Here is a 23,223-nt window from a genome sequence, read left to right as displayed (position 1 = left end):
CGGCCTACTCCGTGCGAAGTGCCGTCGCCGTACGGGCCCTGGCCGCCCAGCCGGCCGGGAGCAGCGCCCCCAGCATGGCTATCGCGATGCCGGCCAGCCCCAGCAGCACCAGTTGAGGAGCGTCGTACACATCGAGGATCGACGGCGGCAGGTTGGTGCCCGCCGCGTGCCCCATCACCGGCAGCACGAAGCCGTGCAGCGCGAACCCGAGAGGTACCCCGATCAGTCCGCCGAGCACCCCGATCCCGGCCACCGAGGCGAGTACAAGGCTCACGGTCTGCCGCGGTGACATACCGAGTGCCTTGCAGACGCCCAGGTCGTGGACCCGTTCGCGGGTGTCGAGGACGACGGAGTTGAGCACACCGAGGCCTGCCACGGAGACCAGCATGAGGGTGAGCAGCGTCGCGATCGCATTCAGGATGAGGATCATGCCCTCCTGCTGCGAGGGGGAGTTGGCGATGACGTCACCGCCCAGTGGCTCCACCACCGCGTGCAGCTTCTCGGCGTACGCGGCGGGGGAGACGCCCGGCTTCACCTCGATCTGGAAGACCTGGGGCTTGGCCCCGGCGAAGCTTGCGAGGTCCGCGTGGATCGACAGGCCGTCGTTCGAGGTGTCGAAGGCCTCGCCGACGATCTTCAGGGTCCGGGTGTCCTTCCCGAGGGTCACCCGGACCGTGTCGCCGATCTCGGTGCCGGTCCGTTCCAGGAAAGCCGTGGGCACGACGGCCTGGCCCGCGCCGGTGATCCAGTGCCCGGAGATCATCTCGTAGCTGCCGGGACGTGAATCGCCCTGGTAGAGGGTGGCCTGGACCGAGCCGGAGATCCCCGCCACGGTGACATCGTCCTTGGACATGCCGTAGTACGAGGCGGTGCCGGCCTGCGCCTCGATGGCGGCGCGGACCTTCGCCGGGTCGGCGGACGGAGGACTGGCGCTTCCTTCCTTGGGGTTCATGTGGCGGACTCCGCCTCCGGCGCCACCCGGGACGGTCGGCCCGCCGGCGATGGCGGTGACCGCCGCGCGGTCCTCGGGATCCGACGCGGTGCCGACCGCGTTCAGGGACGAGGTCAGTCCCACCGCGAAGGTCGCCGCGACCGTGCCGAAGGCCACCGCGAGCAGCATCGCGGCCGTACGGACCGGATGCGCGAAGGGGCTGGCGAGGCCGTAGGTCACCGCCCGCGGCAGCGGCAGCCGCCCGGCCGCCCGGTGCGCCCACTGGCCGCGCCCCGTGCGGGGTGCCCGGCCGATCGCGATGGCCTCGACCGTGCGCAGCCGCCCGGCCCGCAGCGCGGGGACCAGCGCGGCGATCCCGACGAGCAGCAGCGTGACGGCCGGCACGACGACGTCCACCCACCAGGCCACCGTCAGCGAGGCGGTGCCGTACACCTGCTCGGTGTCCTTCAGCAGCGGAACGGCCAGCACATTGCCCAGCACGACCCCGAGCGCGATACCGGCGCCGGCCGGGATCAGTGCCTGGGCGACATAGGCCCGCACGACCTCGCGCGGGGTGAAGCCGATGGCCTTGAGGATGCCGATCCTGCGCAGGCCGGCGCCGACCGCGCCGCTGATCACACTGCTGATGATGATCACGGACATCACGATGCCGAGCACGCCGAAGGCCACCATGAACGGGATGGTCGCCGCCGCGCCCGTGTCGGCGGCACGCTTGGTGTCCAGGTAGGACTGGGTGCCGACCAGGGCCCCGGACGGTACGGCGGCGGTGAGCTTCTCGCGGTCGGCGGAGATCTGCGCCTTGGTTCCCGCGGAGTCGAAGCGGTAGAGCATCTGACGCGTGACCGGTGTGTCCTTCGAGGCCAGCGCGCTCACCTGACCCGGGGTCGCCCAGGCATCGGCGGTCTTGCCGGCCGACACCGCGAAGCCGACGACCTTCAGGGTCGGGCTGTCGGCGGCATCCGAAGTCTTCAGGGTGGAACCGACCTCGAGGAAGGGGCTTTTGAACGACGCGGAGAGAACGACCTCGCCCGGCTTCGCGGCCCACCGGCCGGACTTCAGGTCCAGGTCGTCCACGTCGCCGTGCGGACCGGAGCGCCCGACCAGACTCAAGGCCGGCAGGTGTCCGCCGTCCGAATCGACCGGGCTGATGGTCGTCGACGGATACGGCCCCGCGCTCGCGGTGACGCCGTCCAGCCGCTGCGTCGCCTTCAGCTGCGCCGCACTCACCTTGGCCGGATCGAACTGCGCGGTGATGTGCGGACCGTGCTGCTTCGCGAAGGCGTGGTCGAAGGGGGCGTTCGAGGCGACGATGAGCGACCCGGCGATCACGGCCGCGGCGACGGCCATCATGGTGGCCACGGCGATCACCACCGTCTGCACCCGGCGCCGTCCCACCCCGGAGCGCACGACCCGGCCGAGCGCGCCGGTGCCGAAGGGGCTCATCGGACGGCCTCCGCATGCGTGTCGAGGGAGATATGGCCGTCGACCAGCTGAATGGTGCGGCTCGCGCACGCTTCCGCCAGCGCCATGTCGTGCGTGACCAGCACGACGGTCTGCCCGCCGCGGTGCAACTCCACCAGCAGCTCCCGTACGTCGTGGCCCGAGGCGGTGTCGAGCGCGCCGGTCGGTTCGTCGGCGAGCAGCAGCGCCGGCCGGTTGACCAGCGCCCGCGCGACCGCGACCCGCTGGCGCTCGCCGCCGGACAGCCGGCCCGGGTAGGCGCGGGCGTGCCTGGTCATGCCCAGCAGTTCCATCAGCTCGTCGGCGCGGGCCGCCGCCTCGCGCCGCGGGGTCCCGGCCAGCTGGGCGGGCAGCTGGATGTTGTCGGCGACGGTGAGGTCGTCGAGCAGGTTGAAGAACTGGAAGACCATGCCGATCCGGTCGCGGCGGAACCGGGCCAGCGCGTGCTCGCTCAGCTGGTCGATCCGCTGCCCGGCCACGGTCACGGCGCCTTCGGTCGGCTTGTCCAGGCCGGCGACCAGGTTCAGCAGCGTGGACTTGCCGCTGCCTGAGGGGCCGGTCACGGCAAGCGCCTCGCCCTGGGCGACGCTGACGTCCAGCGGTCCGAGTGCGGGCGCACCGGCGCTGTCGTAGCGCTTCGCCACGCCCGCCAGTTCGATCACGTGAGTCATGGGTGTGGTCCGTCCTTGTGGTCGGGAGGTCGGGAGGTCGGGTGGTCGGGAGGGAGTTGCCTGTGCCGGCCCAGCGAAGGTAGGGCCGTGGCCTGGTCGGGCGCGTCGGCCGCGGCACCGACATCCGGGCCTCCCTGCGAAGGAGGCGCCCGCGGCCTCATCCCTGCGAAGTACGCCTGAGGGACGGCGAATTGGTCGCGCAGGGGGACGCGGAAGAGGGTGCGGGGATCGCACAATGAGCCGGTGGAGACGGAGGGTCGGCAAGGCTGGCGTCGGCAACTGCGCGACGCGCTGCGGTCGGAGGCGGAGGACGCCCCGCGGTCGCGGCGGGCCGTGCGCGCCGATGTGGTGCTGGCGGTCCTGCTGACCGTTCTCGCGCTGGTCGTGGCGTCGCGCTATCCCGGCGACGGGCCGGTCCGGGTCAGCTCGAAGGCCGAGTCCGCGTATGCCCGCGACGGGGTGCCGGTCCCGCGCCCGCCCACGCCCCCCGTACTGGGTCTGCGGGTCGCGGAGCGCGAACCCTCCGCCCCGGCCTGGCCGTTGGTCGTCCTCTCCGCGCTGCCGCTGGCGGCCCGGCGCAGGTATCCGCTGGCCACGTTCGGGGTGGTGCTGGGCGCGGCGGTGGTCATCGGCGACGACGCCTCCTGGATCAACGTGCTGACCTGCGTCATCGGCGCCTACAGCGCCACCATGTACAGCCGTCACCGGGCGCGTGCGACGGCCGGGCTGGTCCTCGCCGCCGTGCTGGCCGGCCTCGCGTTCCAGGACACGGATCCGGTGTTCCCGGGCTGGTCGAGCCCGGCGGTCGTGCTGCTGGTCGCCGGGGTGCTGGCCAGCACCGTCCGCTTCTGGCAGCGGCGGCTGGCGGCCAGCCGGGACCGGTACACACGGTTGCAGCAGGTCCAGGAGGAGAGCATGCGCCGGGCCGTCGAGGAGGAGCGGGCCCGGATCGCCGCCGAACTGCACGACGTCGTGACCCACAATGTGAGCGTGATGGTCATCCAGGCGGGCGCGGCACGCAAGGTGATGGACGCGGCGCCGGAGCGGTCGAAGCAGGCCCTGCTGGCGGTCGAGGCCGGAGGCCGGGCCGCGATGGCCGAACTGCGGCATGTGATGGGCCTGTTGGCCGCCCCGGACACCGGCCGCCCCGACAGCCCCGCCGACGGCCTCGAACCGCAGCCCGGCCTCGGGCAACTCGACGCCCTGATCGAGCGGGTACGTGCCGCCGGGACACCGGTCGGCATCGCGGTGTCGCTGCCGCCCGACCCGCTGCCGCCCGGAGTGGACCTCGCGGCCTACCGCGTCGTACAGGAGGCACTGACCAACACCATCAAGCACGCGCCCGGCGCCGACGCCTCCGTCACCGTCGGATACACCGGAGACTCACTGGAGATCGAGATCACCGACACCGGAGCCGCCCGCGACGCCCCTCGCGCGGACGGCAACGGCCGCGGGCTGATCGGGCTGCGCGAACGGCTGGCGGTCTACGGCGGCGAACTCACGGCCGGTCCGACCCTCGCCGGCGGCTACCGGATCAAGGCCCGCGTCCCGTGGCGGACGGCGTGAACGGGCCGGTGCTGCGCGCCGTCATCGCCGACGACCAGGCCCTCGTCCGCACCGGCTTCGGAATGATCCTCGCCGCGGACGGCATCGAGGTGACGGCCGAGGCGGCCGACGGAGCCGAGGCGCTCGCCGCGGTCCGGCGCACCCGGCCCGACGTCGTGCTCATGGACATCCGGATGCCACAGATGGACGGCATCGAAGCGACCAGACGGATCCTCGCCGACGGGCCGGACGGCACCAGGGTCATCATCCTGACCACCTACGACCTCGACCACTACGTCTACGCCGCGCTCACCGCCGGCGCCAGCGGCTTCCTGCTCAAGGACGTCAGCCCCGAGCATCTCGTCGCCGCCGTACGCCTGGTGCAGTCCGGCGACGCGCTGCTCGCCCCCGCGATCACCCGCCGTCTGATCGAACGCTTCGCCCAGCGCGAGGAGGACCGGCCGGCCAGTCCCCACCGCGACCTGTCCGGCCTCACCCCGCGCGAACTCGAGGTGCTCCGCCTGCTCGCGACGGGCCTGAGCAACGCCGAACTCGCGGACCGCCTGCTCCTCAGCCCGACCACGATCAAGACCCACATCGGCCGCATCCTGTCCAAGCTGGATCTGCGCGACCGCGTCCAGGCCGTCGTCCTCGCGTACGAGACGGGACTTGTCTCCCCGGGAGGCGGGGGCTCCTAGCCGCGCTCGCCGGAGTGGGTCGGTCGCGGCCGGAACACCAGCGGGACGTCCGTCAGCACTCGATGATGTTCACCGATGTCTCCGGCGCCGCGTCCTCCCCGCACGGCGCCCGCCGCATCCGCACCGCCAACCCTCGGAGTCGGTTCAGTTCCCGATGGCACCGGTCGAGCGGGCGTATTCGGTGGGCGTCTGGCCGTAGCGCTTCTTGAAGGCCCGGATGAAGTGGCTGCTGTCCGTGAACTGCCAGTGGGCGGCGAGTTCGGAGACACTCAGCCGGCCGTACGGCGCGATGAGGGCGAGCCGGGCCTCGTCGAGCCGGCGGCGGCGGATGTAGGAGGTGACCGATTCTCCTGTCGCGGCAAACGCCCGTTGCAGGGTGCGGACGGAGACGTTGAGTTCGCGTGCCAGCATCGTCGGAGTCAGCTCGGGATCGGCGAGATGGCTGTCGGCGAGGTTCTTCGCGGCCTGGGTGAGGGCAGGAGCGAGCCGCGGTTCCACGTCGTCGAAGCAACCTGTCGCCACTGCCTTGGCCAGCTCCAGCAGGCTGCTGCGGGCGGCTTCCACACCGGCCGCGCTCAAGTCGGCCACCGTTTCGTGGACCATGTTCGCGTGGGCCATGAGCAGACGCATCTCGGCCGAGTCCGCCGACCCGAAGGTGATCCGGTTCCCGAGCAGGGGTTTGAGTATCGCGGCGGGCAGGACGAAGAGTTTCGCCGTCGTGTGCGGCACCGTCTCGAAGTGCGACTTCCGGTCGCAGTGTTCGAGGATGAACTGTCCGCTCGACAGGGTCTGGTCGCCACGGTCGCGCGTGCCGTCCCGCGTCCATGTGCCGTGGCCCACCACGAACATCCGGACCTGCTCCTCGAACGCGGGTGGGACGCTCTGGGACCGGACGGCCGACACACCGTGGACATCGATGACCACCACGTCGCCCACCTTTGCGGCGCGGCTCTTGACCTGGAACTCGGCGATCGCGGCCGGGCTGCTGGTCGGCAGGCAACTGTCGCTGATCTCCGTTTCCCACGCACGCAGGAAAGCTGCTAATTCTCGTTGCGCACCGTCAGGGACGGTGGAACGTGGTGCAGCGCCCGAGAAGGTGAATTCCACGGAAAACGCCCCGTTCGCCCCCTCGGTCTCCATTTCGACACCGTTCATTTCGGGCCGGTCCCCTTCATGTTCGTTGCTCCGATGCCGTTTTGTGTCGCACATGTTCTATAGGGATGTCGCTGAGATCCAATTACGGGTCGTGCCGGCGTTCCTAGACTCCGGAGCGAGGAACCGCCCGGTCCGGGCCGGTCAGCGGGGGAAGCCCGTGAGGAAGACACACGACCGTGCTGATCCTTTCGCCGTGCTTCCCGGACGGCGCAGGCTCTCGGCCACCGTCGGATCGCCGCGGGACGGATCCGTTTCCCGGGGCTGAACGTGAACGAACCCCCAAGGCCGGCTCGGTGGATGCCGGGCGTTTCCCTCTGTGGTTGTTGTTGCCATTCATGCGAGTTGTAGGAGCGGGTCAGGATGAGCGAAGAAGAAGTCGTAGGCGCGGTCGGCGAGGCCGAACTGGCACAGAATGCGATGCGGATGCTGGAGATGATCTCCGGGTACTGGGTGACCCAGATTCTGCGCGCCACCGCCGAGTTGTCTCTTCCGGACCATGTGGCGGCGGGGGCCGCGACGCCCGAGGAGATCGCGAAGCGTGAGGGCAGCGACCCGCGGACCACGTACCGCCTGCTGCGCGCCGCTGCCTCGCTCGGTCTGTTCGCCGATGCAGGAGACGGCCGGTTCAGTGTGACCCCGATGGGCGGCCTGCTGCGCAAGGGCGCTCCGGGATCGTTGCGGGAGATGGCCATCGTTCAGGGGGCTCCCTTCCACTGGCAGACGTGGGGTGCTCTTCCGGACGCTGTGCGGAAGGGCGGCACACAGATGCAGGCGGCCTTGGGTCTCGCCGAGGGGGACACCGTTTTCGACTACTTCGGAAAGCATCCGGAGGAAGGCGGCCTGTTCGCGGCGTCCATGGCCAACGCGACAGGCATGGTGATCGACGATGTCAGTGCGGCGGTCGATCTCGACGGTGTCTCGGTGGCTGTCGACGTGGGCGGGTCCACGGGCGCCCTGGTGCACACACTGATGAAGACCCGTCCGGAACTGGCCGGCATGGTCCTGGACATGCCGCATGTGGTGGACAGTGCCGTCCAGGCAGCCGGCGAAGCCGGTGTTCTCGACCGCTTCACCGCGGTACCGGGAGACTTCTTCGAGGACGTCCCGGCAGCCGACCTGTACCTGCTCAAAATGGTCCTGCACGACTGGGACGACGCCCAGTGTCTGACGATTCTGCGCAACTGCCGCGCTTCGGCCAAGCCGGGTGCTCGTGCCGTGGTCGTCGAGTCGGTGGTCGACAAGGTCGGAGAACCCGGCTTCGGCGCACTCCTCGACATCAACATGCTGGCAGCCACGCACGGGCAGGAACGGGACTTCGCGGAGTTCGACGCCCTGTACGCGGCCAGCGGATGGCAGCGGGTCTCCACGAAGCCCACCCGCACCCCGCAGTTCATCCAGGAACTCGTGGCCGTCTGAGCGGATCAGCGCGGGGCAGGGTGTGTCCCTGTGGCCCAACGGCGGCGGCCCACAGGCGAGTTGAGGACTCGTTGCCTCCACGGGCGATACACCCTGCACCAGTGGGATCGGCGTCCGGCTGTCGATGTTCACGCCGGCCAGGCCAAGGGGGACTCGCTGAGCGAGGCCTTCGATGCTCCGATGCTCCCCTTGTCCGGGTCACGGCGTCAGGATGATCTTGCCGAGGGCGGTGCGGGCGGAGGACTCCGCCAGTTCCAGGGCCGCGGCCGCCTCGGTGAGCGGGAAGCGGGCGGCGACCTTCGCGGTGAGTACGCCGTCGCGCAGCAGGCCGAAGACATGGGTGAGGTCGGTGCGCGTCCGGTCCCGGAACGCCTCGCGCTTGGCCGAGTCCGGCTTGCCGGCGCCCGCCCAGATGTCGTAGAAGCTCGCGTGCCTGTGGGTGGGCGCGTAGTTCCAGAACGCCAGCTTGGCCAGCAGCGGCAGGAAGTCGAGGAGTATCGGGCGGGTGTCGTCGAGCGCGGCCGCGATGCTGTAGGAGACCAGTGTGCCGGTGCGGTTGAGCAGGCGGTAGGAGAGGCCGACGCTCGCGCCGCCGAGGTGGTCGAACGCGGCGTCCACCCCGTCGGGGGCCAACTCCCGTATCCGGGCGGCCAGTTCGGGGTCCCGGTAGTCGACCGGCTCGACCCCCAGCTCCCGCAGTGCCGCGTGGTGCCGTCCACTCGCGGTGCCGATCACGCGGGCGCCCGCATGCCGGGCCAGCTGTACCAGGACCGAGCCCACGCCACCGGCGGCGCCCGTCACGAGCACCGTCTGTCCGGCCTGGACCTTCGCGCTGCGGTGCAGCATCTGATAGGCGGTCAGCCCGTTGACGATCAGCGTCTCCGCGTCGTCGGGGCCGATTCCGTCGGGCACCTCCACCAGGTCGGCGGCGGGCAACAGGACGGCCGTCGCCCAGCCGCCGGTCTTGGTCAGCGCGGCGACCCTCCGGCCGAGCAGCGCGCCGGCCACGCCGGGGCCGACGGCCTCGACGACGCCGACGAGGTCGTAGCCGGGTACGAAGGGGAACGCCGGCTGACCGTAGTAGCGGCCCCGGCGCATCGCGCTCTCGGCGAAGGACACGGCGGTCGACTCGACGCGCACCAGGGCCTGACCGGCGGTGGGGGCGGGCAGTTCGCGCCGGGCCAGCCTGAGGCCGGACGGCTCGACCTTGCCCGGCAGCACCACCTCGGTGGCGGTCACGGTGGTTTCGGCGGTGGTGTTCGTCTCGCTCATGACCGGCTCCCTGGGCTGTTCGCGACTGTTCGTCGCTCTGTTAATGGTCGTAACTCTGCATCTGCATGTCGCGTCGCGTCAAGTCGTAAGTTCAGTTACGATGCGGCAATGACGAACGAGCCGCAGACGGTGAGCAGGCGTGAGCGACTGAGGGTCCAGACGCTCCAGGAGATCGAGGACGAGTCGTTCGCGATCATCGACGCGGGCGGCGTACACACGCTGTCGATCGCGGCGCTGGCCCGCGGCATGGCGATGTCCGCACCGGCCGTCTACCGCTACTTCCCGTCCCGGGACGCGCTGGTCGCGCACCTGACGACGCTGGCGTACCGGCAACTCGCCACGGCCATGAGCCAGGCCGTGGCCGACGGCGGCCGACGTGCTCCGCGGGCGCGGGTGGGGCTGCTGGTCGCCGCGTACCGCGACTGGGCCCTCAGCCACCGGCGGCGCTACGGCATGCTGTTCGGCGAGCGGCCCGACGACGCGCCCGGCGAGGTCGTCGTCCGGACCCCGCTCGACGAGGCGATGGCCCTGCTCATCGACCTGCTGGTCGCCCTCCAGGACACCACGCCCGCCGAAGCCACCAGCGGTGACCGGGCGCTGGACGGCCAGTTGCGGCTGTGGGCCCGCGCGCAGGAACGGCCGGACACCACGCCGCGCGCCGCCCGCGCCGCCATCCTGCTCTGGACCCGGATCCACGGCATCGTGAGCCTCGAACTCACCGGCATCTTCGCCAACCACACCCTTGAGGTGCAGCGGCTGATCGACCTGGAGATCGACGACGCCGTCCGGTCACTGGGCCCGGACAGTTGATACCGAGCCCGGTCCCGGCGCGGACGGGCAGGACCACTCACGGCTTTTCGAAGAGCGCCGGGAAGGACTGAGGACTGTTCCGCTAGGACCGCTTCACGCGGCGGTGGTCGGCCCTGATGGGTCGGCCTGTGTGCCCGAGCCGCCCGAGCCGAGGACGGCCCGTGCCGCACGGTGGAGAGAGCGGGAAACGGTCGCCGGGTTGCCGAGGTAGCCGCTGACCATGGCGCCGTCGCGGAGCAGGACGAGCTGGTCGGCGACGTCTGCCGGGTCGGTCGGTCCGAGCGGTGCGACCATCTCCTCGAGTGTGGCCCTGACCCAGTGGCGGTGGGCGGCGACCGTCCGGCGGACCGGGTGGTCCGGGTCGGCGTACTCCGCGGCCGCGTTGATGAACGGGCAGCCACGGAAGCCGGGTTGGCAGCTGATCGTGCCGATGGTCTCGGCGAAGAGGCGGATCGCCTCTTCGGTGTCGCCGTCGGCCCGTGTCAGAGTTGCCGCCACGTCGGCGCGTTCCTGTTCGGCAACTCCTTCGAGGTACGCGACCACGAGTTCGTCCTTGGTCCGGAAGTGCCGGTAGAACGTCACCTTCGTGATGCCGGCCCGCTCGATGATCTTGTCGGCGCTGACCGAGCGCAGGCCCCGGGCGTAGAAGAGTTCGGTCGCCGCTTCGAGGATGCGCTCCCGCGTGGAAGCCTTCGCCGGGCCCGGCTCGCTCATCTCGTCCTTCACCACAACTGTGCCGTGTGTCATGTGTCGGCCTGTTTCCCGGCCCATGCCCCGCGACCCGGAAGGCGATCGCCGCCGCACCACTCGGCGGGACACGGCCGTTGCTCAGAAACCCTGGCTGTTCAGCCAGTCCAGACTGTACTCGGCGACATCGCGCCAGCCGTGGTCGAGCACCATCGAGTGTCCACGGCCGGGGAACACGTGGTGGTCGGTCGTGGCGCGGCTGGTCGCGTAGAGGTCGGAAGCGGCCTTGACCACGGCCGGGGGAACGATGTGGTCCGCACCGCCGGCGATGAGCAGCAGCGGGCCGCGCTCGTCCAGCCGGGTGTCGACGGCGGCCGGGGAGGTGCGCCGGAGGTTGGACAGGGCGACCTCGAACGCCGGCCTTCCGGGGCCCGGGACGGTCCAGCGGTCGAAGAGCTCCTGGGACTCCGCGTCGGAGAGCGCGTTGCCGAAGCCGAAGCGGAACTGCCTGGCGTTCAGGGAGATCGCGCGGCGGCGGTTGCCGGGTCGGCCCAACGCCGCGGATCCCGACCTGAGTTGGACGAGGGGGATGCGCAGCACACCCTTGATCTGGCCGGGACTGATCGCGACCGCGGCCGCGGCGGTTCCCCGGGCCAGCAGCTTCTGGGCGATCAGACCTCCGAGGGAGTGCCCGATGACGATCGGCTTCGTCGGCAGTCCGGCGATCGTTTTTGTGTAGGCGTCGGTCAGGTCGTCGATTCCCAGACCCGCCAGCCGCTCCGGGTGCAAGCGCGTCTCCCGCACGCTCGCGCCGTCACCCGGATATCCCGGGGCCATGGGGTCGTATCCCGCCGACTCGAACATCTCGAGCCAGTTCGTCCATCCCGTGGCGTGCAGCCACAGGCCGTGAATGAACACTACGGGTGCCGTCTTCTTCACAGATTCTCCCGTGCCGTCATGTAGACGAACTAGTACGTCTACATGGCAAGGTAGCCGTGATCGCCTCACGCGGCAACAGGCGGGTCCGGGCGGCGGGCATCCGGTTCGTGAGGGTCTGTCAGGTCGATCGGTGGGGGAGGACTCTTCAGGCCCGTCGAGGCGGTCGGACCTGGGCCGTGTGGACATCGCCGCCGACACGACCGGCCGGTTCATCCACGTGGGACATGTGGAGTTGGCCTTGCGGGCGGACCCGGCCCGTCAGTGCTTTGGAGGGGGTCAGTTGCATCTCGTTCCAGAGAAGCCGCGCGTACTGGTCGACTTGTCTGCGGGCCTCCACGACGTTGCCTTCAGCCAGGTGGACCTCGACCAACGCGGCACGGGCTGACTCCTGGAGCGGTTCCGCGGTGATCGCCGTGTAGGCGGCGTTGAGGGCCGGTACGAACCGGCCGAGCCGGCGCAGCCGGTGGGACAGCGCGACGAGGGCGTGGATCCGCACTTGACGGATGCGCTCCCGTTCCACGATCAGCCATTCCTCCTCCCAGCCCGGCAGGAGGTCCGCGACCAGGCCTGTGGTCGCCGTGTCGTCCGGTGCGAGATCGCCGTCCTCGTCGAGCAGCCGTCCGGCCTGGCTCAGACTGTGCTCGACGTCGACTTCGACGAGCGCGCCGAGGTACACGTGCCCACGGTCGGCGTGCACGAGCCGGTCGTCGGCCTGCCGGATCCGCCAGATCGCCGTACGCAGACTCGCCTGGGCGCGTGGGCGCGGGCCGTCGCACCAGAGTTGTTCGGCCAACGCCGTGCGGTGCTGTGACATGCCGGACGGGCGGGACAGTGCCAGGAACGCCACCACCCGCTGGGCATGGGCCGGTAACACGACTTCGTGCTGCCCGACGTCGAGACGGAAGCCGTTGAGGAGGTGCACCAGCAGGGGAGCGCAGCGCGTGCCGGAATCGGGCCGAGGATGGTGCGCCATGTGCACCTCCTCCGCGTGAGTTCGCGGACTCTAGCCTCCCACCGTGTACGCGGGCGTCAATCCACCGTAAACGCCCTACGCGTTGATGGAAGCGAGACGGACCGTCCGGATACTCGCGGCCATGGAATCCCGGCTGTGGCGCGTCGTTGTCGTACGGGCTTGGCTGCACGACGGCAAGGTGGTCGCCGTACTGCTGGTGGGGGCCGAGCCGGGTTCGCCCGTCCCCGTGCGGCGTATCGCGGCAGGCTCGGCGGAGGAGGCCGGTACCGTCCTCGCCGCCGTTCTGGGGGAGCTGACGGAGGATCCCACGGACCGGGAGACGAACGATTGACGCGGTGCGCTACGGGCGTCCCGCACGCTGTCGCCCACCTCCGCGTCGGAGGGCAAGGAGGCAGGGCGATGGATGTGTTGGCCACGAGCCCGACCGCACCCGAATTGCAGTCCCCGTTCGCGGGCTTCGCCGGTTTGTCGGCGGACCCCGTCGACGCGGGCGAACGTCCACAGCCGACGACCGGTGTGGTGCTCGACTCACCCTTCGGCTCGGGACTGCACACCGAGGAGGCCGACGCGGGCGAGGACGTGCTCACCGAACTCCTCGGCGAGCTCGCCGACGACGAGTTCGAGGACGCCGTGGCGCAGCTCGTGGACGATGCCGCCGCGGCGCACTTGCAGAGTGAGACCGCGTGGTCGGCCGGTGAGGGCTCCCAGGCCGGGTCGCGGAACTGGGCCGAGTCGCTGGCGGAGCAGTCCGATCGGCTGCTCGACGGCGTCACCGCCCGCCTTGAGCACGAGGATCTCACCGCCATGCCGGCGCGTGAACTCGACGCCCTGCTGGAGTCGTTGACTCCGGCCCTGGAACCGGTCGGCCCGCGCGAGGTCGTGTTCGAGCAGTTCCTGGGAGGGCTGCTGAAGAAGGCGGGCAGCCTGGTGAAGGGCGTCGTCAATATCGCGAAGAAGGGGATCAGTGTCGTCTCGAAGATCCTTCCGATCGGGATACTGCTCAAGAAGCTCGGCGGTCTCGTCCGGCCGCTGCTCGCGCGTGTGATCAAGTCGGCGATGAACCGCCTGCCCGCCGCCGTGCGCCCCATCGCGGAGCAGATCGCGAAGAAGCTGGGTGTCGCCGGTGGCGCGGGTGCGGCCAAGGGCGCCGCCGGTGCGACCGCTACCAGTGATGCGGAGCCGTCGGCCGCCTCCCAGCTCGCCGGCGAGTTCGACCGCGATGTGGTCGGTCTGCTGCTGGCCCCCGACGAGATCGCGGCGGACGGTGTGCTCGCGGAAGCGGCAGCCGACGCCGAGGCGGAAACGCCCGACCCGATCGGTGAACTCGACGCGGCCCGCCGCGAATTGGGCCGACGGCTCACCGAACTCCCCGCCGGCTCCTACCCGAAGCCGGAGATCCAGCAGTTCCTCCCCGTCGTGATGGCGGCGCTGCCGTTGATCAAACTCGGGCTCAAGATCATCGGTCGGCAGCGGGTGGTCGACTTCATCGCCGAGCGCGTCGCCGACCTCCTGCGCACCATGGTCGGACCCGGCCCCGCCAAGCAGATCGCCCGCCCGATCGTCGACGTCGGCATGAAGCTCATCGGCCTCGAAGTCCCGCCGGAGGCCGAGACCGACGTCGCCGGGGAGGCGCTGGCCGCCACCGTGGAGACGACGGCACGCCGGGCACTCGCGCTGCCCGCCGCGGTGCAGGACGACCGGCTGCTGCTCGACGCCGCCGTGCAGCAGTTCTTCGCCGAAGCCGCCGCCGCCCACCTCCCCGGCAGGCTGCTGCGCGCCGACCTGCCCGAGCGGGAGTCGGACCACGAGAGCGGGGTGTGGGTCCTGATGCCGCGGGCAGCCGCCCCCCGCTACCGCTTCCTCAAGTACACGCGGCCGTTCGAGATCCAGATCAGCAGGCAGGTGGCGCGCGCGGTGCCGTGGTCCGACGGCGGGACGCTGGAGGCGCACCTGCTCGACCGCGGCGTACGGCATTGGCCCACGACCGCCGAAGCCCACCTCTACGAGATGCTCCCCGGTGGCCACCTCGGGCACCTCCGCCACGACGACAGCCTCCGCGGGGGCGCCGGGGAAGCGGACGGCATCGCCGGGGAAGTGGCGCCGCTCACCCCCGAGATCGCCGGCCTGCTGCTCGGCGAGCCTGGCCTGGGCCGGCCCGCGCCCGCGTCCGGGCGTGGTGGGCCGGCGGTCCGTCCGGGCGCCGCTCCCGGACGCCGGTTCGTCCGGGTGCGGCCGAAGGGGCACGCGGCAGGCCGGATGGCAGGGCGTTCCGCCGGGCCACGCTCACGGGTCGGTGTGTACGTCGACTCCGCCGCCACCCCGCCGCGGCTCAAGGTCGCCCTGCGGCTGAGCGAACGGCAGGCCCAGGAGATGCTGGACCTGCTGACCAGGGCCGAGGGCCCGGACCTGCCCGGCGCGCTGCGCAAGGTCCAGCAGGCGCACCGGAGTTCCCTCGTGTCCCGGCTGACCGACCAGCTGGTGAAACGGTCCCTGCTGCCGGACGCGGCGGCCGCGCGGGCAGCCGCGGAGCAGCTCGCGACCGCCGTCGACACCGGGCTCTCCGCGATGTTGCAGGGGCAGACGGCACAGCTCACCGAAGCGGTCCGCGACCCGGCCCAGGGCCTCACGATCAAGGTGGTGTTCGAGGGCGTCACGCGGGAGAGCCTGCGGGGCACGCCGCCCGAGCCGACCGTCACGGTGACTCCCGGCTGGCGCTCCGGTGGCTGAGCCGGGGGTCGACGCCCTCGCCGCCCAGCTCGCGGCGGAGCTGCGGCACTGGCGCCGGGCCGCCCACGAACTGACCGACCTCGACATGGTCGCCGCGCCACAGGCCTGGGCCGGTCTCGAGTCCTACCTCGGCACCGGCGTCCGCGCCGGGCTGACGAGGTCGGCCCAGGCGGTGGTCACCCGCGCCGATCAGCTCGCGGCACAGTTGCCCGGCGCCATCGCGGGAGACGATCTGGCCCGGCTCCGCGACCGGGTACTTTCCCTGCGCCAGTCGTACGTCCGCGCCGAGACGGTGATCGACTTCTTCGGTGACGCCGTCGGCACGCGCACCAGTCCACGCCTGGCGGAGCTCCTGCGCGGCCTGGACCTGCTCGCCGTCGATGCCATGGACCGCATCCTCGGGCCACTCGGCATCCCGGTCCCTCCGGTGCTGGTCTACCTCGACAAGGGTCTCGGAGCATCGATCCTGCGCGCCGGGATACGGCTGTGGGACGCGTCGCTCTCCCCGGCCGCCGCGATCAAGATCACTCGGCACAACCTGCTGCGGCCCACCTCGATGCTCCACGAAGGCGGCCACCAGGTCGCGCACCTGACCAACTGGACCGACGAACTCGCCACCACCCTGCACGAGGTGCTCGCGCCCGCCTCGCCGATCGCCGCGGAGGCCTGGCACGGCTGGGCGAGTGAAGTCGCTGCCGACGTCGTCGCGTTCGTCCTGACCGGCTACGCGCCCGTACCCGCGCTGGCCGACGTCGTGGACGGCACCACCGCCGCCGTGTACCGGATGCCGCCGGGCGATCCGCACCCGATGGGCCTGTTGCGGGTCGCGTTCAACGCCGTGCTCTGCCGGTACTGGTACGGCGCCGGGGCCTGGGACGACCTCGTGCGCGTCTGGCTGCACCGCCATCCCGTGCACGCCGCGCCACCGGAGGCCGCGCTCGTCGCGCGGGCGACGATGCCCCTCCTCCCGGAGATCGTCCGGGCGTGCACGGAGCGGCCGATGCGGGCCTTCGGCGGCCGGTCCCTCGCGGCGCTGGCCGACCCGCGACGGGTGGCGCCCGACGAGCTGCGCAGGTTCGCCGACGGAGCCGGGGCGGCGCTGTACACGTCGAGCTATCTGCAACGGCTCGAACCCATGCGGATCCTGGCCTGGACCGTACTCCGGTCGCAGCGCCCCGATGAGAACGCCGACCACGACCTGGAGACATGGCTGCGCCGCCTCGGCGCGGACCGTGCGACCGCCGCGGCCTGACCAGGGAGACCAACCATGACGCAACCACAGAAGCCGCAACCACAGAAGCCGCAGCCACCGGACCCGGCACCGGACCCGGCATCCCAGCCCGGCAAGGCACCGCCACGCAGGGCCCGTGCACGCAAAGACCCGGCTCCGAAAGACCCGGCGTCGAAAGACCCGGCTCCGAAAGACCCGGCTCCGAAAGACCCGGCTCCGAAAGACCCCGCGTCGAAAGACCCGCCGCTGCCTCAGGAGCTCTCGTCCCCCGAGATCGTCAACGCGATCACGGCACTGACGTCGTTCCTGCGAAACAGCTCCCAGACCCGTGACCCGCAGGCGTTCAGCCCCAGGCAACTGAACATCGAGCGCGACTTCCGGGACCTGCTGGCCGGGCTCGGGCGCGGCGGTTCGGACTCGCCCGGCCGTCTCGTGCGCCCGGTGCTGTCGGACGGACTCCTGGAACTCGGTGCGCCGCTCCCCGACGAAGCGGTCAGCATCGGCTGCTTCACCCGCAGCGACCGCAGGAACCGCGAAGTCTGGCGGGTGAAGGTGGCCGAGGCCACCAGGTACCCCGGTGATCCGACCCACCTCCGTCACGAAGACATCGTGGCCGAACGCGTCGTACGACTGCGCGTGTTCGACGGAAGCGGGCGGCGGATCCTGACGGGCATCCCGAAGATCGCCCCTGCCCCGTCCCGGCCCCCCACCTGAGGAGACGACCATGTTCCGCACGCTCGCGCGCCTGCTGGCCGACTCCGGATTCGACACCAACGAATTCTTCAGGATCCATCCGCTCCAGCTCAGCCGCTGGCTGGAGGAGGCATGGGCCGAGGGCGGCCAGGCCGACTGGCCCGGCTTCGAGACCTCCCCGACGGGTGTCACCCCGGAAGTCGTGGCCCGCCTCCAACTGCCCGGCGAAGTGAGCGGCGGGCTGCTCGCCGACCTGCGTTCCGGGATCGCGATCCCCGGTGAGTTCTCCCTGCCGCCCGCACCCGCCACGGGCATCGACACCGGCGCCGCACTGCCGTGGGACCACCTGATCTACGCCTTCCTGATCGAGAGCACCGGTGTCGCGGAGATCCTCCGGGAGGTCGTCCGCCGCTATGTGGTGGGCGAGACGCTCGAAGCCGTCAGCGACACGACGTACAGCTGGATCCGGGCCACCGAGGAGCTGTTCTTCCGCGATCCCCCGCTCTTCTCCGTCACCGGCACCACCAGCACGCTACGGCCGGACCCACTCGTCAACCGGCGCAACGCCTACTGGCGGATGTTCGCGATGGACCTCCCGCACCAGCCGCACGGGATCCCGGGCCAGCCGTGGAAGTCCGACGTCGGAGCGTCCGCGAACCTCCGGTTCGGCGAGGTGTGGATCGAACTGCTGCGCCAGCTCTGGGTCGCGTACGTCAACGACAGCAACTCCGTCGGCGCCAATCCCACCGACGCCGGCTACATCGCCTACCTGTGCCAGACGCTCTCCGAGATGATGGGGATGCGCCGGCGGGCCGGGATGCTCGCCCGTGAGGAGTTCGGTCACGTCGTCACCATGAGCTGGTTCCACCTGCTGCTGGAGACCGAGAACGACGTGGTGCAGGACCTCCAGGCAGGCGCGGGAGCCGCCGGAAACCCCGCGGACCGGCTCGCCCGGATCGCGCAACGGGTGGGCATCACACCCCCGCGCCGCGCTCGTGAGCTGTTCGAGCTCGCCGATCTGGTCTCGCCGGTGCTGATGTTCATCGAGGCCGGCCGCTTCAACGAGCCCAGCGATGCCGAGCTGCTGTTCCGCAGCGGCTCCCCGCAACCGGTGGTGCGCGACACCATGAACCGCATCATCGACCACTGGCAGTCCGCCACCGGGGAACCGATCAAGGAACCGGGAGTCCGGGTGGTCAACGGCTCAACCCCGTCGTCCTCGCAGCCCGTCCGGCTGCCGAGCGCCCATCTGCCCGCGGCACCCGACGCCGCGAGGAGCAGCACGAACGGCTCCGCACCCGCGCGGCCCTGAGCCGACCGACACCCCTTGAGACCGGGAGGCGACGATGACCCGCCCGCAGAGCTGGGACTGGACCGAGTCCCTCACCGCCGATCCACCGACCTCCGCGCAGCAGCCCCCGAACTGGGTCGCCCAGGAAGTGTTCCGGCCGGCCGGACAAGGGGAGGCCGGCGACGGGGAGTCGGGCCCTGAGCTGTCCCTGGCCGAGTTCGCCGCCGAGGCGCGCGACGACACCTTCGCCCCGGAGATCTCCGACGAGGCCGAGTCAGGGGAAGTGGAACTGGCCGAGTGGGAACTGGCCGGAAACCCGGTCCAGGACGAGGCGTTCCCCTCCGGGCTGACCCTGACACCGACCACGGGCGCCACCGCCAAGGAAGCGGAACACTGGGATCCCAACGCGACCGGACTCCCGCTCTACGCCACCGGCCCGACCGTCCGCCCACAGAGGCTCTCCCCGAACTTCACCGTCGGCGAACTCGTGAGCAGTGGCGGAGCGGCCGCCGACGTCGCCAGGATCTCTCCCGCGCTGGTGCGCTGCCTACAGGCGCTGCGCGACCGGCTGGGCAAACCCGTCACGATCAGCTCCGGGTACCGGTCCTGGGCGCGCAACGTGGCCGTGTACCGCGCCCGGGGCGCCACCCCGACCCGCAGCCGGCACTGTAGCGGGCAGGCCGCCGACATCAGCGTCGCGGGCATGTCCGGACTCGACCTCGCCAAGGGCGCGCTGGACGCGTGCGGCCGGGACATCGCGGTCGGGATCGGCGCCGGCTACGCCCACATCGACGTCCGCGGCGGCTGGGCCCGCTGGTCCTACGCCTCGGGGGACGCGGCGAAACGCGACATCGCCGCGATCGACGCCCACCGCGGCGGGCTGGGCACCACCCCGCCCCCGACCGCCGGTTCCCCGTACGTCCCTGTCCCCGGCGGCGTACCGGCCGTCGGTGTTCCGAGCGTCGGCCCGTTGCGGGCCAGGATCGCGCGGTTCGCCGAACAGGAGCGGACCCGGTGGGGAAACGGGGCCCGCGTCGAAACCGAATCGGCGATGACGGCGACGCTCCAGGACTACTACCGCACCGGCGTCGGGAGCACGGTGGCCGCGTCAGACCTGCAAAGCGGTTCCTGGCAGGGCGGCCATCCATGGAGTGCGGTCTTCATCAGCTGGGTGATGCGCCAAGCCGGCGCGGGCGGCGCCTTCGCCTACAGCACGGCCCACCGCGAGTACGTGAGCGCCGCCAAACGCAACGCCGAGACGGGCAACACCGCCAACCCCTTCTGGGCCTACCCGGTCGAGAAGATCGCCCCCGAGGTCGGCGACCTGGTCTGCGCCGATCGGGACGGTGGCAGCGGCTGCGGCGGTGTCACCTACGCGACGGTCGACAACGGCACGGCGTGGTCGACGCACTGCGACGTCGTCACCGCCGTGGACCGGGCCGGACGCAAGCTCACCGCCGTCGGCGGCAACGTCAGTGATTCGGTGAAGGCCAAGACGATCGCGATCGACGCGCAGGGCTTCGTGGTACCCCAGCAATCGGGGCAGACCTGCCGGTACTTCGCCATCGTCAAGGTCCGCGAAGGCACACCCTCCGCACCCCAACAGGAGTCAGGACCGGCCGCACCGGCCACCGTGCTCGACCCCGACGCCACAGCCCGGGCGATCCGTCTGAACACCTCCTACGCCACCGCCCTGCGCTGGAGCGAGCACCTCGACGCCATCACCCGGCTGATCGCGTCACCCGGATCCACCCCGGCCGACGTCACCTTCGCCCATGCCGTGGCGCAGTGGCAGCGCGGCCGAGGACTGACACCGGACGGGGTCGTCGGACCGGACTCCTGGATCGAGATGGTGAAGGTGATCAACCGCTGATGTGGAGGCGGCCATGGACAGACGCAGACCGTTGGGTCATGGTGTTGGCCGCCCCAGGTCCCGGATCAGGTCTTCTCGACCTTGTCGTAGCGGCCGAGGAAGCGCGGACCGCCGTTCTCCACACGGTGCAGGAAGAGGCCGTTGACCCAGTTGAACTGGTCGGTCGCCGCCTCGAACGCGATGGTCTTGGCCAGCCCCTTGTACGTGGACGCACGGAGCCTGTGCAGCACGGCGCCCCGCTCGACCGCGGCTGTGCCCAGTGCGCGCAGGCCCTGGGCGATGAAGAGCAGCGCGTCGTAGGCCTCCACCGCGAAGGGCTCGACGCTGCGTACCCCGAAGCGCTTCTTGTACGCCGCCACAAAGCTTGCCGCGGTGGGCAGTTCGGCCGGGTCCACATAGGTCGTGCTGAACAGCCAGCCCTCGGCCGCCGTGCCCGCCTCCGTGAGGAACCCGCTCTCGAGGACGGGTTCCGCCGCCATGCGCGTGCCTCGGAAGCCCGCCTGTTCCAGCGCGCGGGCGCACAGCGCGGCCCGGTGCGGCGACGCGCCGGCGTACACCACGGCCTGCGCCCTGGCGGCGAGTACCGCGGCGGCCGCGGGGCCGAAGTCCGCACTGGCCGCCGGGACGACATGGCTGGTGGTCGTGCCGTCGGACGGCGGCCAGTCGGTGAGGTCCTTGACGATCTCCCAGCTGAAACGGCCTGCCGCCCTGTCGTCGATCACGGCCGTCCTGACGCTCTTCGCGTTGTGGGTGAGGTAGTCGATGAAGGCCGTCGACAGGGTGCTCTCGTCGGGCCTGATCTGGAAGAACACAGTGTCGATCCCGGCGGTGAACGCGTCGGTGCCGGACGAGACGGTCACGAGGGGAAGCAGGGCCTTCTGGTAGCGGGCGACGACGGCCTCCGTCGAACTGGCGTCGCCGGTCGGGCCGATGACGGCGTACACGGTGGGGTCCGCGACGAATTTCCCGGCCACCGTCTCCGCCCCTTTCGCCTTCCCGCCGTCGTCCCGCACCTTCAGGGTCAGGTCGAAGGCGCGGTCGGCGCGGGAGTTGAAGTCCGCTACGGCCAGTCGCGCGCCCCGCTCCTGTGCCCTGCCCACCGCCTTGCCGGTTCCCGAGAGGTCCGCGTGCAGTCCGATGGCGTACCGGGGCAGCGGTCCGCCCGCCGTGCCACCGTTGCTGTTCCCGCGTCTGCCGGCGGCCCAGGCGGCCAGGCCGCCGCCGGTCATGACCACCCCCGCCGCCGAACCCAGCGTCAGGAGGCGGCGGCGTGAGAGGGCGGGCCGGTCCGGCGGCAGCAGGAGTGTGGCCGGGTCGGGGTCGGGCAGGGCCAGGACGGCCGCCGAGCGTTCCGCGATCAGCCGGGGCAGTGCGGGCGGCAGCCATGCGCCATCCCGCTCACTCCCACCGGCCAGGGCGTCGCACACCTCCCGCGCGGTGGGCCTGGCCCGCGGGTCCTTGGCGAGGCAGTCGGTCAGCAGCGGGACCAGGGCCCACGGCACGGCCTCCAGGTCCGGTTCCTCGTGGACCGTACGGAAGACGACGGCGGCCGGAGTGCCGGTGCCGAACGGGCGGCGGCCGGTCGCCGCGTACGCCAGGACGCAGCCCAGCGAGAAGACGTCACTCGGCGGGCCCAACTCACCGGCCCGCGCCCGCGCCTGCTCGGGCGAGAGGTAGCCGGGCGAACCGATCACCACATCGCTCGCGGTGAGCGCGGTGGCACCGGTGGAACGCGCGATGCCGAAATCGATCAGCCGGGGCCCGTCCAGGGCGAGCAACACATTCCCCGGCTTGACGTCCCGGTGCACCAGGCCCGCGGCGTGCACCTCGGTGAGCGCTTCGGCCAGCCGCGCGCCCAGGGCACGTACCGTACGGTCCGGCAGTGGTCCGTGCAGTGTGACGGCCTCGGCCAGCGACGGGCCCGGCACGAACGCGGTCGCCAGCCAGGGCTCACCGGCCTCCGGGTCCGCCGCGGTGACCGGCACCAGCCACCGCCCGGTGAGCCCTTCCGCCGCCTCGGCCTCGCGCCGGAACCGGGTCCGGAAGTCCTGGTCGGCCGCGTACTCGGCGCGGATCACCTTCAGCGCGGCCAGCGCCCCGCCCGTCGAGCGGGCCAGGTAGACCACGCCCATGCCGCCCGAGCCGAGCCGGCCGAGCAGCCGGTAGCCGTCTATGAAGGGCGGGTCGTCCGCCTTGAGCGCGTGCACTCCCGCGCCCTCCTCCGACCGCGCCCCGCCCACCGCTACACCTGGGAGGGGGCGTCACCGAGGAACCGGAACCGGCCGCCGACCACCTGGTGCAGGGAGACCCCCCAGCCGGCGAACGTGCCGTCCTGCGGCTTGAAGGCGAAGTCCTTGGTGATGCCCTTGTAGCGGCTCTTGCGCAACAGGGTCACCAACTCCCGCCGTTTCGGCGGCTGTTCGCCCTTCGTCGCCTTGACCAGTTCCTGGATGACGAGGTTGACGGTGTCGTACGCCTCGGCGGCGTAGTAGCCGGGCGCGGAGCCGAAGCGCTTGCGGAAGGCGGCGGTGAACGCCGCCGCCGCGGGCACGGCGGAGGGGTCGACGAAGGAGGCGGTGACCAGCCAGCCCTCGGCCGCGTCCCCGGCCGCCGTGAGGAACTCCGGGTCGAGTACGGCCTCCGGCGCGAGCCGCGGCCCGTCGAAGCCGGCCGTCGCCAGCTCACGGGCAGCCCGGGCCGCACCCTGCGCGTAGCCGGCGTAGATGAAGGAGTCGATCCCGGCCCGCAGCATGTCGGTGACGACGGGCTTGACGTTCCGGGTGTTCGCCGGGATCACCCGGGGGTAGGGCGGGATGCCGTACCCGCGCA

At 71.3% G+C, this 23,223-nt stretch carries 19 protein-coding genes; 10 read left to right on the top strand and 9 right to left on the bottom strand.

Annotated features, from left to right (window positions below; genetic code table 11):
• Window positions 1–4 precede the first annotated feature (4 nt).
• Window positions 5–2,395, bottom strand: coding sequence for an ABC transporter permease (locus ACNFOC_RS19895; RefSeq protein ID WP_416960428.1), 2,391 nt, complete (start codon window positions 2,393–2,395; stop codon window positions 5–7).
• Window positions 2,392–3,084 carry an ABC transporter ATP-binding protein gene (locus ACNFOC_RS19890; protein WP_416960427.1) on the bottom strand — a complete coding sequence of 231 codons (693 nt, stop codon included), beginning with the start codon at window positions 3,082–3,084 and terminating at the stop codon, window positions 2,392–2,394. The genes ACNFOC_RS19895 and ACNFOC_RS19890 overlap by 4 nt, the downstream gene beginning before the upstream one ends.
• A gap of 243 nt (window positions 3,085–3,327) precedes the next feature.
• Here ACNFOC_RS19890 and ACNFOC_RS19885 point away from each other — a divergent pair, with 243 nt between their 5' ends.
• Both ACNFOC_RS19885 and ACNFOC_RS19880 read left to right on the top strand, forming a co-directional pair.
• Window positions 3,328–4,650 (top strand): sensor histidine kinase, encoded by a 1,323-nt coding sequence (locus ACNFOC_RS19885; RefSeq protein WP_416960426.1) that lies wholly within the window; start codon window positions 3,328–3,330, stop codon window positions 4,648–4,650.
• On the top strand, window positions 4,635–5,327 hold the full coding sequence (locus ACNFOC_RS19880; protein ID WP_416960425.1) for a response regulator: 693 nt from the start codon (window positions 4,635–4,637) through the stop codon (window positions 5,325–5,327). The genes ACNFOC_RS19885 and ACNFOC_RS19880 overlap by 16 nt, the downstream gene beginning before the upstream one ends.
• A gap of 144 nt (window positions 5,328–5,471) precedes the next feature.
• Here the strand turns inward: ACNFOC_RS19880 and ACNFOC_RS19875 are convergent, their stop codons facing one another.
• A complete protein-coding gene (locus ACNFOC_RS19875) occupies window positions 5,472–6,482 on the bottom strand; it encodes a helix-turn-helix domain-containing protein (protein ID WP_416960424.1) in 1,011 nt (336 codons plus the stop codon).
• A 360-nt stretch (window positions 6,483–6,842) separates the two neighbouring features.
• Between ACNFOC_RS19875 and ACNFOC_RS19870 the strand changes: the two genes are divergently transcribed.
• Window positions 6,843–7,898: a methyltransferase gene (locus ACNFOC_RS19870; protein ID WP_416960423.1), complete on the top strand. Its 1,056-nt coding sequence runs from the start codon at window positions 6,843–6,845 to the stop codon at window positions 7,896–7,898.
• Window positions 7,899–8,096: 198 nt separating this feature from the next.
• Here ACNFOC_RS19870 and ACNFOC_RS19865 read toward each other — a convergent pair whose 3' ends face one another.
• Entirely contained in the window at window positions 8,097–9,170 is a 1,074-nt protein-coding gene (locus ACNFOC_RS19865; RefSeq protein ID WP_416960422.1) for a medium chain dehydrogenase/reductase family protein, read from the bottom strand.
• Window positions 9,171–9,278: 108 nt separating this feature from the next.
• Between ACNFOC_RS19865 and ACNFOC_RS19860 the strand changes: the two genes are divergently transcribed.
• Complete coding sequence (locus tag ACNFOC_RS19860; protein WP_416960421.1) at window positions 9,279–9,980, top strand: TetR/AcrR family transcriptional regulator; 702 nt, start codon at window positions 9,279–9,281, stop codon at window positions 9,978–9,980.
• 93 nt (window positions 9,981–10,073) lie between these two features.
• Here the strand turns inward: ACNFOC_RS19860 and ACNFOC_RS19855 are convergent, their stop codons facing one another.
• The 3 genes from ACNFOC_RS19855 to ACNFOC_RS19845 form a co-directional block, all read right to left on the bottom strand.
• On the bottom strand, window positions 10,074–10,727 hold the full coding sequence (locus ACNFOC_RS19855) for a TetR/AcrR family transcriptional regulator (protein WP_416960420.1): 654 nt from the start codon (window positions 10,725–10,727) through the stop codon (window positions 10,074–10,076).
• A gap of 81 nt (window positions 10,728–10,808) precedes the next feature.
• Window positions 10,809–11,606 (bottom strand): alpha/beta hydrolase, encoded by a 798-nt coding sequence (locus tag ACNFOC_RS19850; protein WP_416960419.1) that lies wholly within the window; start codon window positions 11,604–11,606, stop codon window positions 10,809–10,811.
• Window positions 11,607–11,751: 145 nt separating this feature from the next.
• Window positions 11,752–12,579 carry an AfsR/SARP family transcriptional regulator gene (locus tag ACNFOC_RS19845; RefSeq protein ID WP_416960418.1) on the bottom strand — a complete coding sequence of 276 codons (828 nt, stop codon included), beginning with the start codon at window positions 12,577–12,579 and terminating at the stop codon, window positions 11,752–11,754.
• 121 nt (window positions 12,580–12,700) lie between these two features.
• Between ACNFOC_RS19845 and ACNFOC_RS19840 the strand changes: the two genes are divergently transcribed.
• From ACNFOC_RS19840 to ACNFOC_RS19815, 6 genes are all read left to right on the top strand, one after another.
• The gene (locus tag ACNFOC_RS19840; protein ID WP_416960417.1) at window positions 12,701–12,910 is read left to right on the top strand and encodes a hypothetical protein; all 210 of its coding nucleotides are present in this window, start codon (window positions 12,701–12,703) and stop codon (window positions 12,908–12,910) included.
• Between the two features lie 68 nt (window positions 12,911–12,978).
• Window positions 12,979–15,306, top strand: coding sequence for a hypothetical protein (locus ACNFOC_RS19835; protein ID WP_416960416.1), 2,328 nt, complete (start codon window positions 12,979–12,981; stop codon window positions 15,304–15,306).
• Window positions 15,299–16,558: a hypothetical protein gene (locus tag ACNFOC_RS19830; protein WP_416960415.1), complete on the top strand. Its 1,260-nt coding sequence runs from the start codon at window positions 15,299–15,301 to the stop codon at window positions 16,556–16,558. The genes ACNFOC_RS19835 and ACNFOC_RS19830 overlap by 8 nt, the downstream gene beginning before the upstream one ends.
• Window positions 16,559–16,573: 15 nt before the next feature.
• Window positions 16,574–17,251, top strand: a complete 678-nt coding sequence (locus ACNFOC_RS19825) for a hypothetical protein (RefSeq protein WP_416960414.1) — start codon at window positions 16,574–16,576, stop codon at window positions 17,249–17,251.
• Between the two features lie 10 nt (window positions 17,252–17,261).
• Complete coding sequence (locus ACNFOC_RS19820) at window positions 17,262–18,542, top strand: hypothetical protein (protein WP_416960413.1); 1,281 nt, start codon at window positions 17,262–17,264, stop codon at window positions 18,540–18,542.
• Window positions 18,543–18,576: 34 nt separating this feature from the next.
• A complete protein-coding gene (locus ACNFOC_RS19815; RefSeq protein ID WP_416960412.1) occupies window positions 18,577–20,394 on the top strand; it encodes a DUF2272 domain-containing protein in 1,818 nt (605 codons plus the stop codon).
• A 65-nt stretch (window positions 20,395–20,459) separates the two neighbouring features.
• On the opposite strand, the gene ACNFOC_RS19810 is transcribed toward ACNFOC_RS19815, so the two are convergent.
• Complete coding sequence (locus tag ACNFOC_RS19810) at window positions 20,460–22,601, bottom strand: bifunctional serine/threonine-protein kinase/ABC transporter substrate-binding protein (RefSeq protein ID WP_416960439.1); 2,142 nt, start codon at window positions 22,599–22,601, stop codon at window positions 20,460–20,462.
• A 35-nt stretch (window positions 22,602–22,636) separates the two neighbouring features.
• The coding region (locus ACNFOC_RS19805; RefSeq protein ID WP_416960411.1) for an ABC transporter substrate-binding protein at window positions 22,637–23,223 on the bottom strand (587 nt) is incomplete at its 5' end.

Source organism: Streptomyces colwelliae, from assembly GCF_048158785.1.
Lineage (GTDB): Bacteria > Actinomycetota > Actinomycetes > Streptomycetales > Streptomycetaceae > Streptomyces.
Note: the sequence above shows the minus strand (reverse complement) of the source record. Positions and strands in the feature narration are given on the sequence as shown.

Coding starts and splice junctions, on each gene's coding strand:
- ACNFOC_RS19895 (WP_416960428.1), bottom strand. CDS start 2,395: ATGAGCCCCTTCGGCACCGGCGCGCTCGGCCGGGTCGTGCGCTCCGGG.
- ACNFOC_RS19890 (WP_416960427.1), bottom strand. CDS start 3,084: ATGACTCACGTGATCGAACTGGCGGGCGTGGCGAAGCGCTACGACAGC.
- ACNFOC_RS19875 (WP_416960424.1), bottom strand. CDS start 6,482: ATGAACGGTGTCGAAATGGAGACCGAGGGGGCGAACGGGGCGTTTTCC.
- ACNFOC_RS19870 (WP_416960423.1), top strand. CDS start 6,843: ATGAGCGAAGAAGAAGTCGTAGGCGCGGTCGGCGAGGCCGAACTGGCA.
- ACNFOC_RS19865 (WP_416960422.1), bottom strand. CDS start 9,170: ATGAGCGAGACGAACACCACCGCCGAAACCACCGTGACCGCCACCGAG.
- ACNFOC_RS19860 (WP_416960421.1), top strand. CDS start 9,279: ATGACGAACGAGCCGCAGACGGTGAGCAGGCGTGAGCGACTGAGGGTC.
- ACNFOC_RS19855 (WP_416960420.1), bottom strand. CDS start 10,727: ATGACACACGGCACAGTTGTGGTGAAGGACGAGATGAGCGAGCCGGGC.
- ACNFOC_RS19845 (WP_416960418.1), bottom strand. CDS start 12,579: ATGGCGCACCATCCTCGGCCCGATTCCGGCACGCGCTGCGCTCCCCTG.
- ACNFOC_RS19840 (WP_416960417.1), top strand. CDS start 12,701: ATGGAATCCCGGCTGTGGCGCGTCGTTGTCGTACGGGCTTGGCTGCAC.
- ACNFOC_RS19835 (WP_416960416.1), top strand. CDS start 12,979: ATGGATGTGTTGGCCACGAGCCCGACCGCACCCGAATTGCAGTCCCCG.
- ACNFOC_RS19825 (WP_416960414.1), top strand. CDS start 16,574: ATGACGCAACCACAGAAGCCGCAACCACAGAAGCCGCAGCCACCGGAC.
- ACNFOC_RS19820 (WP_416960413.1), top strand. CDS start 17,262: ATGTTCCGCACGCTCGCGCGCCTGCTGGCCGACTCCGGATTCGACACC.
- ACNFOC_RS19815 (WP_416960412.1), top strand. CDS start 18,577: ATGACCCGCCCGCAGAGCTGGGACTGGACCGAGTCCCTCACCGCCGAT.